Below are 17,773 nucleotides of genomic sequence, written 5' to 3'. Positions count from 1 at the left end.
CGCGAACACAGCGACGCCACGGGCGACGTCGACGCGTCTCCCCGACAGCGTTGACGGTGTCGTTCTCTACTGTGGTGACGTGAATCGAAGGATCGCGACGCTCCTGGTCGCTCTGTTGCCGGTGGTCGTCCTCGGAGTTCTGGGATCTGCGGTCACCGTTCCGTTCGCGGCCCTCGGGCCCGGACCGACGTTCGACACCCTCGGTGAGGTGGACGGCAAGCCCGTCGTCGACGTCCAGGGCACCGACGTCGATCGGCCGTCCGGCCACCTGAACATGACGACCGTGGCGGTGCGGGACGAGTTGACGGTGTTCGACGCCCTCGGCCTCTGGCTCAGCGGCAGGCAGGGGCTGGTCCCGCGCGACGAGATCTACCCGCCCGATCGCAGCCGAGAAGAGGTCGAGAACGCCAACCAGGCCGATTTCGCGGAATCCGAGGACAGTGCGGAACTCGCCGCCCTGGATCACCTCGGACTGCCCACGGTGCTCACGGTCGCGCAGATCGGTGACGACAGCCCCGCGGCGGGCGTCCTCGAGGAGGGTGACCGGGTGACCGCGATCGACGGCGCGCCCGTGTCCACTGTGGCCGACGTCCAGAAGGCTGTCGGTGCCGTGAATCCCGGCACGACCATCTCGGTGGACGTCACGCGCGACGGCGCGACGACGACGGAGAACGTCACCGTCGCCGCCCGTCCGGACGACGCCGAGCGCGGCTATCTCGGCATCACCCCGGAGGAGACACCGGACGTGCCGTTCACCGTGGAGTTCAATCTCGCCGACGTCGGCGGCCCGTCCGCCGGACTGATGTTCTCGCTGGCGGTGGTGGACAAGCTCAGTCCCGGCGACCTCAGCGGCGGTGCCTTCGTCGCCGGCACGGGAACGATCGACGCCGACGGCGTGGTGGGTCCCATCGGCGGGATCCCGTACAAGTTGGTCGCCGCACGCGAGGCCGGCGCGACGATCTTCCTCGTTCCCGCGGACAACTGCGCCGAGGCGGCGCCGCGGACGCCGGAGGGGCTACGCCTGGTGAAGGTCACGAGCCTGGACGATGCAATCGGGTCGCTCGACGCTCTGGCCGGTGGGGGAGACGCCCCGTCCTGCTCGTGACGATCCGGGTGCGAACGTCAGTAGTCCTCGTCCTCGGGATCCGCGTCGAGCGTGGCGTGCAGCGCCGCGACGACGTTCGGCGCCAGGTTCTCGTAGGTCAGTAGCTCCGGCGCCTCGTCGAAACTGCTGTCGTCCTCGTTCTCGGGACGCAGCTGCAGCAGGGCGATGGACGGACCGTCCCGAAGTACGGCGACGATGAGCCGCCCGTCGCGCCGGTCGGGGTGCTCCTCGGCCGTGAGGCGCGCGGCCTGGTCCGCCGCGTCGCGATCCGCCAGGAGCGGAGCGAGGGCGCTGTCGAGATCCGATTCGGCCTCGGGCGGCAGAACGACGATCTCCTCGACCAGTGCGCACCCGGCGACCGAGGCCGGCCAGGTGGTCGTGCCGAGGAACTCGTCGAGCGCGTGCGATCCGCCCGCGACGTCGGCGGGCAGCCGCTCCTGGGCGACAGGGGTCAGGTCGGCGCCGTCCTCGAGCTGGTCGAGCAGGCTGGGCTCCGCGGCCGCCAGATCCTCGGTCGGGACCAACGCGAACAACTGAGGCCCCTGGTCCCACCCGCCGGCGTCCACGTAGTCGACGACCTCGCGCACACAGCGGGCGAGGGCGCGTTCGGCGCGGGCGTCCCCGGATTCGGGATCGAACCACTCGCTCCCGGTCACGATGCATCCTCGTTGTCACTCACCGCTCCATCCTCGCATCGAGGGCTAGAGTCGTGGACGTCGCCACGGCGGGACACTTCGCGTTCGAGGGTGTCCGTACAGTGGTCGAAAACGGACATGTGGTGTCGTCACGGTGGTGTCACGAGGCGACGGCGCGCGAGATCTTGGAGTGTGGCACGTGGGCATGAGGCCCCCAACCGGTTTACCGTCGTTGTCGAGACGGAGCCGTACGTTACTGGTCCTGGCGTTGGTTCTGGCCGCGCTGTTGCTCATCGGTCCCCGGTTGGTGGACACGTACACGGACTGGTTGTGGTTCGGGGAGGTCGGCTTCCGCAACGTCTTCACGACGGTGCTCCTCACTCGCGTGATCACGTTCCTCGTCGTCGCTCTGCTGGTGGGCGGCACGGTGTTCGGTGCTCTCACCGTCGCCTACCGGTCGCGTCCGGTCTTCGTGCCCACGGCCGGACCGAACGATCCCATCGCTCGCTACCGCACCACCGTCATGTCGCGTCTGCGCGTGTTCGGTATCGGCATCCCGGTCGTCATCGGCCTGCTCTCCGGCCTTGTCGCACAGGGCAACTGGGTCACGGTGCAGATGTTCCTGCACGGTGGATCCTTCGGCGTGCAGGATCCGCAGTTCAACCTGGACGTCGGCTTCTACGCCTTCGATCTGCCGTTCTACCGGTCGATCCTCAACTGGCTCTTCGTCGCCGTCGTCATCGCCTTCTTCGCGGCACTGGTCACGCACTACATCTTCGGCGGCCTGCGCCTCAGCGGCCGCGAGGGTGCGCTGACCAAGTCGGCGCGCATCCAGTTGGCCGTGCTCGCCGGCACCTTCGTCGTCCTCAAGGCGGTGGCGTACTGGTTCGATCGTTACGCACTCTTGTCGAGCAGCCGTAAGGAGCCCACGTTCACGGGCCCCGGCTTCACCGACATCAACGCCGTCCTGCCCGCGAAACTCATCCTGCTGGCCATCGCCGTCATCTGTGCGGGTGCCTTCTTCGCGGCGATCTTCCTGCGCGATCTGCGGATCCCGGCACTCGCCACCGCGCTTCTCGTCCTGTCGTCGATTCTCGTCGGCGCCGTCTGGCCGTTGGTCGTCGAGCAGTTCTCGGTGCGCCCCAACGCTGCCGACAAGGAGCGGGCGTACATCGAACGGAACATCGAGGCCACCCGAGCCGCCTACGGCATCACGGACGACACCGTGACCTACGAGGACTACACGGGCGTCGGTTCCGCGTCGCCTCGGGACGTCCCCGCGGACCAGACCACCATCGCCAACACCCGTCTGCTCGATCCGAACGTGCTCTCGCGCACCTTCACCCAGCAGCAGCAGCTCAAGAACTTCTACGGGTTCCCGTCCACGTTGGACGTCGACCGCTACGAGATCGACGGGCAGCTCCAGGACTACATCGTCGCGGCGCGTGAGCTGTCTCCCAACAGCCTCACCGGCAACCAGACCGACTGGATCAACCGCCACACGGTGTACACGCACGGCAACGGTTTCGTGGCGGCCCCGGCCAACCGCGTGAACGCCGCCGTGCAGGACGCGACGAGCACCGAGTCGAACAGCAACTCCGGGTACCCGATCTACACCGTCAGCGACCTCGCGTCGCAGGCCGCAGACGACCAGGTCATTCCGGTGGAGCAGCCCCGCATCTACTACGGCGAGGTCATCGCGTCGTCCAACCCCGACTACGCCATCGTCGGTGGCAGCGAAGGCTCGGACGGCCGCGAGTACGACACCGACACCTCGCGCTACACCTACACCGGTTCGGGTGGCGTCAGCATCGGCAACTGGTTCAACCGGTTGGCGTTCGCGGCGAAGTACACCGAACGCAACATCCTCTTCTCGGGCGCCATCGGCGACGACTCGAAGATCATCTTCAACCGCGATCCTCGTGAGCGCGTGCAGAAGGTCGCACCGTGGCTGACCGCGGACGGCAACTCCTACCCGGCCGTGGTCGGTGGAAAGATCGTCTGGATCGTCGACGCGTACACCACGCTGGACCAGTACCCCTACGCGCAGCGCAGTTCGCTCGAGGGACTGGTTCAGGACAGCATCGACGCCAACACGGGTCGACTGCTTCCGCGTGACGAGGTGTCCTACATCCGCAACTCGGTCAAGGCCACCGTCGACGCCTACGACGGGTCGGTGAACCTCTACCAGGTGGACGACAACGATCCCGTCCTCGCCGCGTGGATGGGCGCGTTCCCGGGTGCGGTCCAGCCCGAGTCGGCGATCTCCGACGAACTGCGTCAGCACTTCCGCTACCCCGAGGACCTGTTCAAGGTCCAGCGCGAGATGCTCGCCAAGTACCACGTCAACGATCCCGGCGAGTTCTTCACCAACAACGCGTTCTGGTCGGTTCCCAGTGACCCGACCGTCGAGGGTGGCACCAACCTCAACCAACCGCCGTACTACGTCCTGATCGGTGATCCGGACACGGGCCAGCCGTCGTTCAGGTTGACCAGTGCGATGGTGGGCTTCAACCGAGAGCTGTTGTCCGCGTACATCTCCGTGCGCTCCGATCCGGAGGGTTACGGCGAGTTCACGGTGCTGCAGTTGCCCACCGACACGCAGACTCAGGGTCCGCAGCAGGCGCAGAACTCGATGACGTCGGACACCCGTGTGGCGTCGGACCGAACGCTGCTCCAGCAGTCCAACAGGATCCAGTACGGCAACCTGCTGACACTGCCCATCGCCAACGGCGGAATCCTGTACGTCGAGCCGCTGTACACCGAGCGCAACACGACGAACACCTCCACGTTCCCGCAGTTGTCCCGCGTGCTCGTGAGCTATCGCGAGCCGGGTGCGGGCGGCGGAGTCCGCGTCGGGTACGCGGCGACGCTGGCCGAGGCACTGGACCAGGTGTTCGGCTCCGGTACGGGCAGCGTGGCGACCGCGCCGGGCGGTGAGGCGACAGAGCCGCAGCCGGACAACGGCTCGTCGACCGGCACCACCCCGGCACCCACCGAGGGGTCTGCCACCACGCCTCCGTCCACGTCGGCCGCACCCGCTGCGCCCGTCGACCGGACGGCGGCGGTGAACAACCTCAACAGTGCGCTGGCAGCAGTGCGGACCGCGCAGCAGTCGGGTGACTTCGCCCAGCTCGGTACCGCGTTCGACAACCTGCAGCGCGCGATCGACCAGTACAACAGCACCGGCGGTTAGTCGGCCCGGTAGTCACGACCGAAGCCCCGTCACTCGTCACGAGTGGCGGGGCTTCGTCGTGAGCGCGGGTCGTTGTGTTCGGGTCGTTGCGCGCGGGTTCCAGCGCCCCGCACGCGTTGCCGCCGGCGGGTGGGGGTGTGCGGCTTGTGCGACGTGTGCGGATGGCAGTGGTGGTATCGGGGAGCCGGGTTGCGGGGGAGCCGCTGCTTCGACCCGCACGGGTTCCAGCGCCCCGCACGCGTTGTCGCCGGCGGGTGGGGGTGCGCGGCTAAGGAAACGTGTGCAGATCGCCTGCGCCGACGACGGGGCCGGGGCGTGGCCGGGTGTGGGGGAGCCGCGTCGACCCGCACGGATTCCAGCACCCCGCACCCCTTCCCGCCTGCTGGAGGGGGTGTGAGCCTCGAGCACAGGGTGCAGATCGCGTCGCGGGGCCGGTGCGGCGACACCAGGGCCCCAGCAGACGCCCCGCACACGACGAAGCGGGCGCACCCGATGATCGGGTGCGCCCGCTTCGGACGTTCGAGAGGATGCTCTAGCGAGCGAGTCCCGCGAGGACGCCGGAGTTGGCGGCCACGAAGTCCTGGTACTGCTGGCCGACGCCGTACTGCTGGGCCAGTGCTGCGCCCTGCTCGACGACGGACTGCACGGGTGCCGGTGCGGCGGGTGCAGCAGGCGCGGGAGCGGGTGCCGGCGCGGGCGCCTCGGCGACCGACGTGTTGCCCGACGAGAGGTACTGGCCGCAGGTGGGCCATGCGCCGACGCCCTGGGTCGCGAGAACGTTCTCGGCGACGCGGATCTGCTCGGCCTTGGAGGCGCTGGACGCGGTGCCGGAGCCGCCGTTGGCCGCCCAGGTGCTCTGCGAGAACTGCAGGCCACCGTAGTAGCCGTTGCCGGTGTTGATGCCCCAGTTGCCGCCGCTCTCGCACTGTGCGACGCCGTCCCAGTTGTGGGCGGGTGCTGCGGAGGCGGTTCCGGTGCTCAGGACGAGCGGTGCGGCGACGACGGCGCCGGTGACGGCGGCCCATCCGAGCGCGCGGGTGGTGAAGTTACGTGCAGTGGTCATGCGGGGTAGATCCTCTCAGCGCTGGTCGACGTGAGCGCGCAGGCGAGTGACGCCTGCATTCGCTCGAATCCCTGCCCCCATCGAGTCGGGTCTCCGATCCCGCGGGGCAGAAGAATCCAGCGGCGGGTCGGCCTGGCCCTTGTTTCGGGCCGAGCGCGACGGTAACGAAACAATCACGAGCCGTCACCCGGCCCTCTGGCGAGGTCGGAAACGGGCGAGATGGTGGGTTCGTGACATCTCTGCAGGTCATGACGGATGACAACCGTCTCGTGTCCTCTTCGTGACCCCATCGTTATGTGAGGGGGAACACGGGTGAAAAGAGACCGCGGTCACCCTCCGAGGCTCGATCTCGTTGCTCAGCAGGCGATTTGCAATTCACCGACGCCGTCCGGTAACTTCTTGTTCAGCAAGAACGCAGTACAGCTTGCACCGCAGACGGAGCCGAAAGGTTCTCGACGCTGACGCGGGGTGGAGCAGCTCGGTAGCTCGCTGGGCTCATAACCCAGAGGTCGCAGGTTCAAATCCTGTCCCCGCTACCACCACGAAAGGCCCGACAGTCTCAGACTGTCGGGCCTTTCGCGTTGCCGCGGGCACCGGCGTCGACTCGATCGGATCAGAGCGACGTCGGTGCCTGGTGCTCAGTGAGAGATGTCGGGATCCGCCGACGTCATGCCCGTGCTGGGCGCGTCGTTCTCGTCGACGTCCCCGCCGGCGTCCGTACGGTCCCCCGAGTCGTCCGTCTCGTCCAGATCGACGGCGTCCGCACCCTCGAGGTGGGTGAGGCCCACCTCGGCCTCCGCGACGAGGCCCTTGGCTTTGTCCTCGATCTTCTTCGCCCAGTCCGACATGGCAGTCTCCCTCGTGTTCGCCGTGCTTCGTCCGTTCCAGCTTGCCAGAACAGCAGAAAGGCCCGGCACATGTGCCGGGCCTTTCTCAGGGTCGTGTGGCCGTCACTTCAGCTCGGCGGACGTCTTCCCGAGCACGCGGCGAGCCACGATCAGCTGCTGGATCTGCTGGGTGCCCTCGAAGATGTCGAGGATCTTCGAGTCGCGTGACCACTTCTCGAGCAGCAGGTGCTCGGAGAAGCCGAGCGTGCCGGCCAGTTCCACCGCCTTGAGCGTGATGTCGGTGGCGCTACGGCCTGCCTTCGCCTTGGACATCGACGCCTGCAGCGAGTTGGGCTCCTTGTTGTCCGCCATCCACGCAGCGCGGAGAGCGAGCAGGTAAGCAGCCTCCCAGTCGGCCTCGAGCCGGATGTACTCCGCAGCAGCGGCCGACTGGCTGTAGGTGGCAGCGTCGTAGTCGATGACCACTCCGGCGTCGGTCAGGATCGACCGGAGCTCCTCGAGCGCTGCACGGGCGACTCCGATGGCCATGCCGGCGACCAGCGGACGGGTGTTGTCGAACGTCTGCATGACGCCGGCGAAGCCCTTGTCCGTGTCGACGTCCGGGGAACCCAGGAGGTTGTCCTTCGGGATGCGGCAGTTGTCGAGGAGCAGGGCTGCGGTGTCGGACGCCTTGATGCCCAGCTTGTGCTCGAGGCGTGCGACGGACAGGCCCGGCGCGTCCCGCGGGACGACGAAGGACTTGATCGCGGCGCGGCCCTTGGTCTTGTCGACGGTGGCCCACACGACGATGTGCGTGGAGCGCTCGCCGGCCGTGACGTAGATCTTCTCGCCGTTGAGGACCCACTCGTCACCGTCGAGTACCGCGGTGGTGCTCACGGCGGCCGAGTCGGAACCGAACGAGGGCTCGGTGATGGCCATCGAGGCCCACACCTTGCCGAAGCGCTCGAGCTGCTCGTCGGTGGCGACGGCGGCGATGGCGGAGTTGCCGAGGCCCTGGTACGGGATGGACAGGGTCAGACCCACGTCGCCCCAGCAGGTCTCGATGACGTTGACCAGAGCGGACATGTTGCCGCCGTTGGCATTCGCGGTCTTGCTCGGCTTCGGAGCGTCGCCCTTGGCCTCACGGCCGCCCTTGGCGCCGCCGATTTCACCGCCGGCGTCGCTCATGCCCTCGATCATGGCGGCCATGGTGTCGAGCTCGACCGGGTAGGCGTGCTCCGCCAGGTCGTACTTGCGCGACACGGGGCGCATGATCTCGGCCGCGACCTGGTGAGCCTGGTTGGCCGACGCCCTGAGCTTGCGAGGAAGTTCGAGATTGATCATGAGAGTTCCAATCGAAAGGTGGGGTGTCGGATCAGATCAGGACGATGCCCTCGGCAACGCCGACGGCGCGGAGATCGCGGTACCAGCGCTCGACCGGGTGCTCCTTGGTGAAACCGTGTCCGCCGAGAAGCTGGACACCGTCGAGGCCGATCTGCATGCCCTTGTCCGTCGCGAGTCGACGGGCGAGCGAGGCCTCGCGTGCGAAGGACAGTCCCTGCTCCGCACGGGACGCACCACGCTGGATGACCAGGCGCAGACCGTCGAGCTCGATCGCGATGTTGGCCACCATGAAGGCGACGGCCTGACGGTTGCTGATCGGCTCGCCGAACGCGGTGCGGTCGTTGACGTAGGGGACCACGTAGTCCAGGACGGCCTTCGACGTGCCGGCGGCCATGGACGCCCAGCCGAGACGCGCGAGCCGGATGGCGTCGGTGTAGTCGGACACGTAGGCGTCCGCGTCGCCGTCGCCCAACAGGTTGGCCTCGGGTACGGCGACGCCGTCGAGATGCAGTCGGCCGATGCCCGCTGCACGCAGACCCATGCTGGGGTCCGCCTCGACACTCAACCCGGCGCTGTCCGACTCGACGATGAAGAGAGCGGGACGGCCGTCGAGTTCGGCGGCGACGATGAACAGCTCGCAGGCGGCGGCCGACGGCACGAGGCTCTTGACGCCCGTGAGCTTGTAGCCGCTGGGGGAGCGGACCGCCTTGGTCTGCAGCGCGAACGGGTCGAAGAGCGCGCGCGGCTCGTTCACGACGAGAGCGGCACTGGGCACCTTCTCACCAGTGAAGGACGGCAGGTACGTCTTCTGCTGAGTCTCGGTGCCCCACTGCGTGAGCGCCACCGCCACGCCGCTGGGGGCGAGGATCGGCAGGGCCAGGCCCATGTCCCCGTACGCGAGCGCCTCGGCGACGAGGGCGTTGGTGACGGCGCCGCGCTCACTGGCCGCGCCCTCGAGGTTCTCGGGGACGTTGATGAGGGTGATGCCCAGTTCGGCGGCGCGAGCGACGAGGTCGTCCGGCGATGCCGCGGCCTCGTCGGCGTCGTGCGCTGCGGGGCGCATGATCTCCTCGGCGAACTCGAGCACCGTCTCGACGATCATCTTCTGCTCGTCGTCGGGAGTCAGGTCGAAGTAGTCGAGTCCCTTGGTGGAGGACTCGGGCAGACGCTCGGGCTTGCCTCCGCCGGACACCTTGGAGAAGGTCCGGGTGGCGGCACCGAGCGTCTTGAAGCCGGTCTTCGTGCTCTCGTACGTGACACGGTCGATCGTCTGGCGCAGGTTGTACTTCTCGGCCAGGTCGGAGCCGGAGAGCTTGGTGAGCACGCGCATCGCGGTTCCGATGGCGTCGCGTCGGATCGGGTTGAGCCCGACCGCTGACGTGTCGCGCACCGGGCGCCGAGACGCATCGGTCTTGGTCGTGGGGGCGCTGTCGTTCTTCGTCATGATCACCCAGCTGTTCTCGGTGTTCGGTCGTGGACGCGGCCTATCTTACTCGTCGGTAAGTTCGGTGTCTACCGTCGAGTAAGGTCGGCGCGTCAGGCGCCCGAGGACGGCGTCGTGCAGAAGCGCGTTCGACGCCACCGCACTGCCTCCGTGCGGCCCCGCCGCACCGTCGAGAGCGGTGAAACGGCCGCCCGCCTCCCGTACCAGCACGTCGAGCGGAGCCAGGTCCCACAGTGATACTTCGGGCTCGGCGGCCACATCGATCGATCCCTCGGCGACCAGGCAGTACGAGAGGAAGTCGCCGTAGCCGCGGACGCGCCACACCTCGTCGGTCAGATCCAGGAAGTTCTCTCGCAGACCGGCGTCCTTCCACCCGCTGAGGCTGGAGAATCCCAGGCTCGCCGAGGACGGAGACGCCACCGACGACACCGACAACCGTCGCGGCTCGCCGGCTTCGAAGCGTGCGAACGCTCCCAGCCCGTCGGCCGCCCACCATCGCCGCGCGAGAGCGGGAGCGCTGACCACTCCCACGACCGGCACGCCGTCGGTGAGCAGCGCGACCAGCGTCGCCCAGATCGGCACACCGCGGACGAAGCTCTTGGTGCCGTCGATGGGATCGAGCACCCACTGACGCCCGGAGAGGACGGCGTCGCCGCCGAACTCCTCGCCCAACACCGCATCGCCCGGTCGGACCTCGCCGAGCAGCCGCCGGATCTCGGTCTCGACGGCCAGATCCGCGTCCGAGACGGGTGTGAGATCCGGCTTGTCCTCGATGCGCAGGTCCACGGCCAGGAATCGCGCCGTGGTGATGGCGTCGGCCGCGTCCGCGAGACGGAGGGCGAGGGTGAGATCGTCGGCGAGGTCGGTCACGGCACAGGACGTTACTGCGGTGCGGGCCCGTCGGTCGTTGCCGGTAACCTCGGGCGCGTGCATCCTGACGTATCCGCTGACATCGCTGAACTCGACACCACCCTCAAGACCGTGGAGTCGGTGCTCGACATCGAGGAACTCCGTCGCCGGATCGACGAGCTCGAACACCAGGCTGCCGACCCCGAGCTGTGGAACGACCAGGACCACGCCCAGCAGGTGACCAGCGCGTTGTCGCACGCGCAGACCGAGTTGCGGCGGGTCGAGGCGCTGCGCCAGCGGCTCGACGATCTTCCGGTGCTGTACGAGCTCGCCGAGGCGGAAGAGGGCGAGGCCGCCGCCGAGGCGCTCGCGGAGGCGGACGCCGAGCGCGTCTCCCTGCACACCGACGTCGAGCTGCTCGAGGTGCGGACCCTGCTGTCGGGTGAGTACGACAAGCGTGACGCGCTGGTCAACATTCGGTCCGGCGCCGGCGGGATCGACGCCGCGGACTGGGCCGAGATGCTGATGCGCATGTACATCCGCTGGGCCGAGAAGCACGGATACGGCGTGGAGGTCTACGACACCTCGTACGCCGAGGAGGCCGGCATCAAGAGCGCCACCTTCGCGGTGAAGGCGCCCTACAGTTACGGAACTCTGTCGATCGAGCAGGGCACGCATCGTCTCGTGCGCATCAGCCCCTTCGACAACCAGGGTCGCCGCCAGACGTCCTTCGCCGAGGTCGAGGTGCTGCCGGTCGTCGAGACCACCGATCACATCGAGATCCCCGAGAACGACATCCGTGTCGACGTGTACCGCTCGTCGGGACCGGGTGGTCAGTCCGTCAACACCACCGACTCCGCCGTGCGGCTCACCCACATTCCGACCGGCATCGTCGTCACCTGCCAGAACGAGAAGTCGCAGCTGCAGAACAAGGTGTCCGCCATGCGCGTGCTGCAGGCCAAGCTGCTCGAGGTCAAGCGCAAGGAGGAGCGCGCCGAGATGGATGCCCTCAAGGGCGACGGCGGCAGCTCCTGGGGTAACCAGATGCGCTCGTACGTCCTGCACCCGTACCAGATGGTGAAGGATCTCCGGACCGAGTACGAGGTCAACAACCCGTCCTCGGTGCTCGACGGTGACATCGACGGCTTCATCGAGTCGGGCATCCGCTGGCGTATGCGTGCAGAGCAGGAGTAACAGGTGAGCGCCTTCTGGCCACTGCCTCCCGATTTCGTCTTCTGGCTCCAGAACAACTTCCTCGAGATGATCCTGTGGATCCTCGGCGGCATGCTCGCAGCGCGGGCGGTGGGGTGGGCCGGCGGCAAGATCACCGGCCGCATCGACCGGACCTACCAGCAGACCGACGCGCTCGTGCGCACCGAGGCGGCGAAACACCGCCACTCGGTGGCGCAGGTCGTCACCTGGGTGGTCGTGGCCCTCATCTACGTGCTGGTCGCCATCCGGGTCCTGCAGCGCCTCGGCTTCCCGATCACCAGCCTCGTGGCTCCGGCGACCGTGCTCGGTGCCGCGCTCGGTTTCGGTGCCCAGCGCATCGTCCAGGACATCCTGTCCGGGTTCTTCATCATCACCGAGCGTCAGTACGGGTACGGCGACGTGGTCCAGCTCGCGATCACCGGCACCGCGGGCGACGCGATCGGCACCGTCGAGGACGTGACACTGCGCGTCACGCGGGTGCGGTCGGCCGAGGGCGAGGTGATCACCGTGCCCAACGGGCAGATCGTCAAGGCGGTCAACCTGTCGAAGGACTGGGCACGCGCTGTCATCGACGTGCCGGTGCCGCCGTCCGCGGATCTCTCGCGCGTCACCGAGCTGCTGAAGTCGGTGGGCGAGGAGGCCTACCGCGACGGTCGGCTCACCGAGTTGCTGCTCGACGAGCCCACCGTCATGGGTGTCGAGAGCATCGAGGTGGACCAGGTCAACCTGCGCCTCGTCGCCCGCACCCTGCCGGGCAAGCAGTTCGAGGTGGGACGTGAGCTCCGCGCGCGCATCGCTCTGACACTGCGCAACGACGGCATCACCGTCTCGCCCGAACTCTCCGCCGACCGTCCCGTGGGAGGCGAACAGTGACCTCGAACGAACCCGAGAGCCCGGCGACCAACCACCCGGACGCTCCGCGATCGACGTTCCGCCCCGGGTGGATGTCGCGCATACCGGCGCGCATCCTCGGCCGTTTCCGCACGACCACCGTGGTGATGGTGCTCGCCTTCCTGGCTGTACTGGTGCTGTGGAACAACGTGCGCTTCGACCCGACCCTCAACGAGAACTCGCCGGTGTACGTCCCGCCCGCACCGTCGTCGTCCGAGGCGCCGCCCCCGGCGGAGACCTACGCCCCGACGACCACCACGTTCCGGTCGACCACGACGCCCGTGCCGACCACGACCGATCCGGCCTCGCCGCAGGACGGTGTCACGACGACCGCGCCGGCGCCCACGACCACCACCGGCACGACGACGCGAGCGCCCGGGTTCCAGCTGCCGACCATCCCCGGTCTGCCGTTGCCGAGCGGAACGAACTGACCCGCGCGTCGCTGTAGCGGCACCGTCGGGACGCGCGGCTACACTGGCGACCCGTGATCAGCGTGGAGAACGTCTCGAAGTCCTACAAGTCCTCGACTCGACCCGCGCTGGACAAGGTGTCGGTGAAGGTGGAGAAGGGCGAGTTCGTCTTCCTCATCGGGCCGTCGGGCTCGGGCAAGTCGACCTTCATGCGCCTGCTCCTGCGCGAGGAGATGCCGACCTCGGGCGACATCACGGTGGCGGACTTCCACGTGAACAAGCTCGCCGGGCGGCGCGTGCCGAAGCTGCGGCAGAGCATGGGATGCGTCTTCCAGGACTTCCGCCTGCTGCAGAACAAGTCGGTGTCGGAGAACGTCGCGTTCGCCCTCGAGGTGATCGGCAAGCCGCGCGGGGTGATCGAGCGGACGGTGCCGGAGGTGCTCGAGCTGGTCGGCCTGTCCGGCAAGGCGGATCGGCTTCCGTCCGAGCTGTCCGGCGGCGAGCAACAGCGAGTCGCCGTGGCCCGCGCCTTCGTGAACCGGCCGCTCGTGCTGCTCGCGGACGAGCCCACCGGCAACCTGGACCCCGACACCAGCCAGGACATCATGTTGCTGCTCGAGCGCATCAACCGCACGGGCACCACCATCCTCATGGCCACTCACGACAACCACATCGTCGACTCGATGCGTCGCCGCGTCGTCGAGCTCGACAACGGCCGGGTGGTCCGCGACGAGGCACGAGGGGTGTACGGCGTGGGTCGTTAGATCCCGCTCTCGGCTCCGTCCTCTGCTCGCGCCTCGGCGCAACGACCTCTCGAAGAAAGTGTGTGAACCGTGCGCGCTAGTTTCCTTCTCGGCGAAGTTCTCACCGGACTGCGCCGCAACATCACGATGACCATCGCGATGGTGCTGACCACCGCCATCTCCCTCGGTCTGTTCGGTGGTGGCCTGCTGGTCGTGCAGATGGCGGGGAAGACGCAGCAGATCTTCCTGGATCGCGTCGAGGTCCAGATCTTCCTGACCGACGACATCTCGACCACCGACCCGGACTGCACCTCGGGCATCTGCGCCGGCCTCCGCACGGACCTCGAATCGACGCCGTCCGTGGTGTCGGTGCAGTACCTCAACCGGGAGGACGCCGTCGCCGACGCCACCGATCGCGTCTTCAAGGATCAGCCGGAGCTGGCGTCCCTGGTGTCACCCGAGAGCTTCCCCGCGTCGTTCAAGGTGAAGCTCAGCGATCCCGAGCGGTTCGGCGTGATCAACGACGAGTTCGGGGCGCGGCCGGGTGTGCAGAGCGTGCTCAACCAACGCGAACTGGTCGACCGGCTGTTCAGTGTCCTCGCGGGCGTCCGCAACGCCGCGTTCGCGGTGGCTGTGGTCCAGGCCGTCGCGGCGGTCCTGCTGATCGCCAACATGGTGCAGATCGCCGCGTTCACCCGTCGGACCGAGGTGGGCATCATGCGCCTGGTCGGCGCCACGCGGTGGTACACGCAGCTGCCCTTCCTGCTCGAGGCCATCGCGGCATCGCTGGTGGGTGCGGTGCTCGCCATCGCCGGACTGTTCACCGCCAAGGCGGCGTTCATCGACTCGGTGCTGGACGACCTGTACCAGGCCAACATCCTGGCTCGGGTGACGACGAGCGACGTCCTGTTGGTCTCGCCGATCCTGCTTCTGGTCGGCGTCGGCATGGCCACGATCACCTCCTACATCACCCTGCGCCTGTACGTCCGGCAGTAGCGCACCCGGCACCCGGCACCCGGAACAAATGGGTGGACGGAGTCCTTATGGTTGTCAGAAGTCACGTCCACCCGCGCCCGAAGGAGTTCCAGCTGTGAAGGAGAAAGGTCGCAAGGCGATTGCGACCAATCGCAAAGCGCGACACAACTACACGATCCTCGACGTCTACGAGGCCGGAGTCGCCCTCGTCGGCACCGAGGTCAAGAGCCTGCGTGACGGGAAGGCGTCGCTGGCCGATGCCTTCGCCACCGTCGACGACGGCGAGGTGTGGCTGCGCGGCCTGCACATTCCCGAGTACATGGCGGGAAGCTGGACCAACCACGCGCCGCGGCGCAACCGCAAGCTTCTGCTGCACAAGCGGGAGATCGAGGTCCTCATCGGCAAGACGCGTGAGGGCAACATGACGCTGGTACCGCTCTCCATGTACTTCAACGAGGGCAAGGTGAAGGTCGAGCTGGCCCTGGCGAAGGGCAAGCAGGACTACGACAAGCGTCAGGACCTGGCTCGCCGAACGGCGGAACGCGAGGTCACCCGTGAACTCGGTCGTCGCATAAAGGGAATGCGCTGACCGCGATCGTCCTCGCGCTGATCGCGGCGCTCGGGTACGGCGTCAGCGACTTCGTCGGAGGAGTCGCGTCCCGACGCGTCGCCGCGCTGCGCGTGGTGATCGTCTCGTACCCGGTCTCGGTACTCGTCGTGGCGGCGGTGATGCCGTTCGTCGGAGGCACTCTCACCGCGTCGTCCGTGGTGTGGGGTGCGTTGTCCGGACTGGCCGGCGGTGTCGCCGTGTGGTGGTTCTACCTGGCACTCGCCGCCGGGCCGATGGCCGTCGTGTCGCCGATCACGGCCGTTCTGGTGGCCGGTGTACCGGTCGGCGTCGGCCTCGTCCTGGGCGAGCGACCCGGCGTCCTGGCATACATCGGCATCGCGTTGGCGCTGGTGGCCGTGCTCATGGTCAGCAAGGAGTCACCCGACGACGCCGCAGGTGACGTGGCCGGCGGACGGACTCTGCGATTCACGCCCCGGGTGGCATGGCTGACCGTCGGTTCCGGTCTGGCATTCGCGTTGACGTTCATCTTTCTCGACCGGGCCGGGGAGGACGACGCGGGTCTGTGGCCGTTGCTGGCAAACCGGGTCACCGCCACCGCCCTCGTGTGGGCGGTCGCCCTCGGCACCGGCATGTTCTCGTTCCCCCGTGGCGGCGTTCTGAAGCTGGCCGCCTGGATCGCTCTTCTGGACGTCGCCGCCAACGCCGCGTTGCTCTATGCCTTCCAGGGTGGGCTGCTGTCCCTCGTCAGCGTGATCGCCTCGCTGTATCCCGCCGCGACCGTGCTGCTGGCCATGGTGATGCTGGGGGAGCGGGTGGCCAAGGTGCAGATCGTCGGCATGGTCATCGCCCTGGGCGCGGTCGGGCTGATCACCGCGGGTGCCTGACCACCTGGCGGTGGTCGCGCTCCGGGTGGGCGCCACACTCGAGGTGCTTCTCTGCTACGAATGGAATGCATGAACACCGAAGCAGGCGCCCGTGTCGTGGTCACCGGAGCGACGGGCTACATCGGCGGTCGACTCGCCCCGCGACTGACGGAGGCCGGCTACCGGGTTCGCGTCCTCGCCCGGTCGCCTCAGAAGCTTCGCGACGTGCCGTGGGCTGCGGACGTCGAGGTGGTGCAGGGCGATCTGAGTGATCGCGAGTCGCTGGACGACGCGTTCCGGGACGTCGACGTCGTCTACTACCTCGTCCACTCCATGGGGGGATCCGACCACTTCGCCGAGGCGGAGCGTCGGAGTGCGGAGAACGTGGCCGAAGCGGCGAAGGCCGCCGGAGTGCAGCGCATCGTGTATCTCGGCGGCCTCCACCCGGTGACCGGCGCGTTGTCCCCGCACCTCGAATCGCGTGCCGAGGTGGGCCGGATCCTCATCGAGTCCGGCGTCTTCACCGTGGTGCTGCAGGCGGGTGTCGTCATCGGCTCCGGATCCGCGTCGTTCGAGATGATCCGGCACCTCACCAATCGACTGCCCGTCATGACGACCCCCAAGTGGGTGCACAACCAGATCCAGCCGATCGCCGTCCGCGACGTGCTGCACTACCTGATCGAGTCGGCGACCGCTCCGTTCGAGACTTCCCGTACCTGGGACATCGGTGGGCCGGACGTCCTGCAGTACGGCGAGATGATGAACGAGTACGCGAGTGTGGCGGGTCTGCGCAAGCGTCGCATGCTGGTGTTGCCGGTGCTGACTCCCCGACTCGCCGGTCACTGGATCGGGTTGGTCACGCCGATCCCACGCGGACTGGCCATGCCCCTCATCGAGTCTCTTCAGTACGACGCCATCGCCCACGAACAGGACATCGACACGGTCGTCCCTCCGCCGGAGGGTGGATTGACCACCTTCGCCGATTCCGTGCACCTCGCGCTGCGGCGCATCGAGGACGGGGAGGTGGAGACCACGTGGTCCAACGCGACCGATGCCGGCGCCCCCTCCGATCCGCTGCCGTCGGACCCCGACTGGGCCGGTGAGGTGGTGTACGTCGACGAACGCGCACAGGACTGCAACGCACCACCGGAACTGCTCTGGGACGTCGTCGAGGGCATCGGTGGTGAGAACGGGTGGTACTCGTTCCCCGCTGCCTGGGTCATCCGCGGCTGGATGGACAAGATCGTCGGGGGCGTAGGACTCAAGCGCGGTCGTCGGGATCCGCGTCGGTTGGTCAACGGCGAGGCGCTCGACTGGTGGCGCGTCGAGGAGATCGAGCGCGGGTCGCTGCTGCGTCTGCGCGCCGAGATGAAGGCGCCGGGCGGTGCCTGGCTGGAACTGCGCGTCCTTCCGCGCGACGGCGGGACCCGCTCCCGCTACGAGCAGCGCGCGATCTTCTTCCCGCGGGGGCTGGGCGGACGGCTGTACTGGTTCGCCATCATGCCGTTCCACGGTGTGATCTTCCGCGGAATGCTCGAGAACATCACGGGCAAGGCCGAACGCGCGGCCGACACCGGTGACAAACGGGATGAAACCCGCGTCGGATGACGTTAGACTGACGTGTCCACCGGGAAGACCGGTGGAA

The 17,773-nt window shown here is 67.9% G+C and carries 16 protein-coding genes and 1 tRNA gene; 11 read left to right on the top strand and 6 right to left on the bottom strand.

The annotated features are described in order from the left end of the window. Window positions 1-79: 79 nt before the first annotated feature. On the top strand, window positions 80-1,105 hold the full coding sequence (locus tag HQ312_RS11365; protein WP_056448064.1) for a PDZ domain-containing protein: 1,026 nt from the start codon (window positions 80-82) through the stop codon (window positions 1,103-1,105). Between the two features lie 17 nt (window positions 1,106-1,122). On the opposite strand, the gene HQ312_RS11360 is transcribed toward HQ312_RS11365, so the two are convergent. Next, window positions 1,123-1,761 (bottom strand): PPA1309 family protein, encoded by a 639-nt coding sequence (locus HQ312_RS11360; RefSeq protein WP_231476446.1) that lies wholly within the window; start codon window positions 1,759-1,761, stop codon window positions 1,123-1,125. 178 nt (window positions 1,762-1,939) lie between these two features. Between HQ312_RS11360 and HQ312_RS11355 the strand changes: the two genes are divergently transcribed. Further along, on the top strand, window positions 1,940-4,936 hold the full coding sequence (locus tag HQ312_RS11355) for a UPF0182 family protein (protein WP_222638652.1): 2,997 nt from the start codon (window positions 1,940-1,942) through the stop codon (window positions 4,934-4,936). A gap of 532 nt (window positions 4,937-5,468) precedes the next feature. Here the strand turns inward: HQ312_RS11355 and HQ312_RS11350 are convergent. After that, window positions 5,469-5,999 carry a transglycosylase family protein gene (locus HQ312_RS11350; protein WP_222638651.1) on the bottom strand — a complete coding sequence of 177 codons (531 nt, stop codon included), beginning with the start codon at window positions 5,997-5,999 and terminating at the stop codon, window positions 5,469-5,471. Window positions 6,000-6,461: 462 nt separating this feature from the next. Between HQ312_RS11350 and HQ312_RS11345 the strand changes: the two genes are divergently transcribed. Then, window positions 6,462-6,538: transfer RNA gene (locus tag HQ312_RS11345), tRNA-Met, on the top strand. Window positions 6,539-6,637: 99 nt separating this feature from the next. Here HQ312_RS11345 and HQ312_RS11340 read toward each other — a convergent pair. From HQ312_RS11340 to HQ312_RS11325, 4 genes are all read right to left on the bottom strand, one after another. Beyond that, entirely contained in the window at window positions 6,638-6,847 is a 210-nt protein-coding gene (locus HQ312_RS11340) for a hypothetical protein (protein ID WP_037186691.1), read from the bottom strand. A 102-nt stretch (window positions 6,848-6,949) separates the two neighbouring features. Next, window positions 6,950-8,170 carry an acyl-CoA dehydrogenase family protein gene (locus tag HQ312_RS11335; RefSeq protein WP_056447862.1) on the bottom strand — a complete coding sequence of 407 codons (1,221 nt, stop codon included), beginning with the start codon at window positions 8,168-8,170 and terminating at the stop codon, window positions 6,950-6,952. Window positions 8,171-8,201: 31 nt separating this feature from the next. Next, window positions 8,202-9,620, bottom strand: coding sequence for an acyl-CoA dehydrogenase family protein (locus HQ312_RS11330; RefSeq protein ID WP_308123874.1), 1,419 nt, complete (start codon window positions 9,618-9,620; stop codon window positions 8,202-8,204). A 39-nt stretch (window positions 9,621-9,659) separates the two neighbouring features. Further along, entirely contained in the window at window positions 9,660-10,484 is an 825-nt protein-coding gene (locus HQ312_RS11325; protein WP_222638649.1) for an inositol monophosphatase family protein, read from the bottom strand. A gap of 57 nt (window positions 10,485-10,541) precedes the next feature. Between HQ312_RS11325 and prfB the strand changes: the two genes are divergently transcribed. From prfB to HQ312_RS11285, 8 genes are all read left to right on the top strand, one after another. Beyond that, window positions 10,542-11,657 (top strand): peptide chain release factor 2, encoded by a 1,116-nt coding sequence (gene prfB, locus HQ312_RS11320; protein ID WP_027506816.1) that lies wholly within the window; start codon window positions 10,542-10,544, stop codon window positions 11,655-11,657. Between the two features lie 66 nt (window positions 11,658-11,723). Beyond that, entirely contained in the window at window positions 11,724-12,548 is an 825-nt protein-coding gene (locus HQ312_RS11315; RefSeq protein WP_081821432.1) for a mechanosensitive ion channel family protein, read from the top strand. After that, window positions 12,545-12,997 (top strand): hypothetical protein, encoded by a 453-nt coding sequence (locus tag HQ312_RS11310; RefSeq protein ID WP_222638648.1) that lies wholly within the window; start codon window positions 12,545-12,547, stop codon window positions 12,995-12,997. The genes HQ312_RS11315 and HQ312_RS11310 overlap by 4 nt, the downstream gene beginning before the upstream one ends. A gap of 53 nt (window positions 12,998-13,050) precedes the next feature. Next, window positions 13,051-13,740: a cell division ATP-binding protein FtsE gene (ftsE, locus tag HQ312_RS11305; RefSeq protein ID WP_027506813.1), complete on the top strand. Its 690-nt coding sequence runs from the start codon at window positions 13,051-13,053 to the stop codon at window positions 13,738-13,740. Between the two features lie 69 nt (window positions 13,741-13,809). Next, window positions 13,810-14,715 (top strand): permease-like cell division protein FtsX, encoded by a 906-nt coding sequence (gene ftsX, locus HQ312_RS11300; RefSeq protein ID WP_027506812.1) that lies wholly within the window; start codon window positions 13,810-13,812, stop codon window positions 14,713-14,715. Between the two features lie 94 nt (window positions 14,716-14,809). Further along, the gene (gene smpB / locus HQ312_RS11295) at window positions 14,810-15,283 is read left to right on the top strand and encodes an SsrA-binding protein SmpB (RefSeq protein ID WP_027506811.1); all 474 of its coding nucleotides are present in this window, start codon (window positions 14,810-14,812) and stop codon (window positions 15,281-15,283) included. Continuing rightward, entirely contained in the window at window positions 15,280-16,149 is an 870-nt protein-coding gene (locus HQ312_RS11290; protein ID WP_155957108.1) for a DMT family transporter, read from the top strand. Before smpB ends, HQ312_RS11290 begins: the two co-directional genes overlap by 4 nt. Window positions 16,150-16,218: 69 nt before the next feature. After that, the gene (locus HQ312_RS11285; protein ID WP_051613594.1) at window positions 16,219-17,736 is read left to right on the top strand and encodes an SDR family oxidoreductase; all 1,518 of its coding nucleotides are present in this window, start codon (window positions 16,219-16,221) and stop codon (window positions 17,734-17,736) included. Window positions 17,737-17,773: the final 37 nt, after the last annotated feature.

The sequence above is a fragment of the Rhodococcus sp. BP-316 genome (genome assembly GCF_019836105.1).
Taxonomy (GTDB): domain Bacteria; phylum Actinomycetota; class Actinomycetes; order Mycobacteriales; family Mycobacteriaceae; genus Rhodococcoides.
The sequence above is the reverse complement of the archived record's forward strand: the minus strand, read 5'-3'. Positions and strand labels throughout refer to the sequence as shown.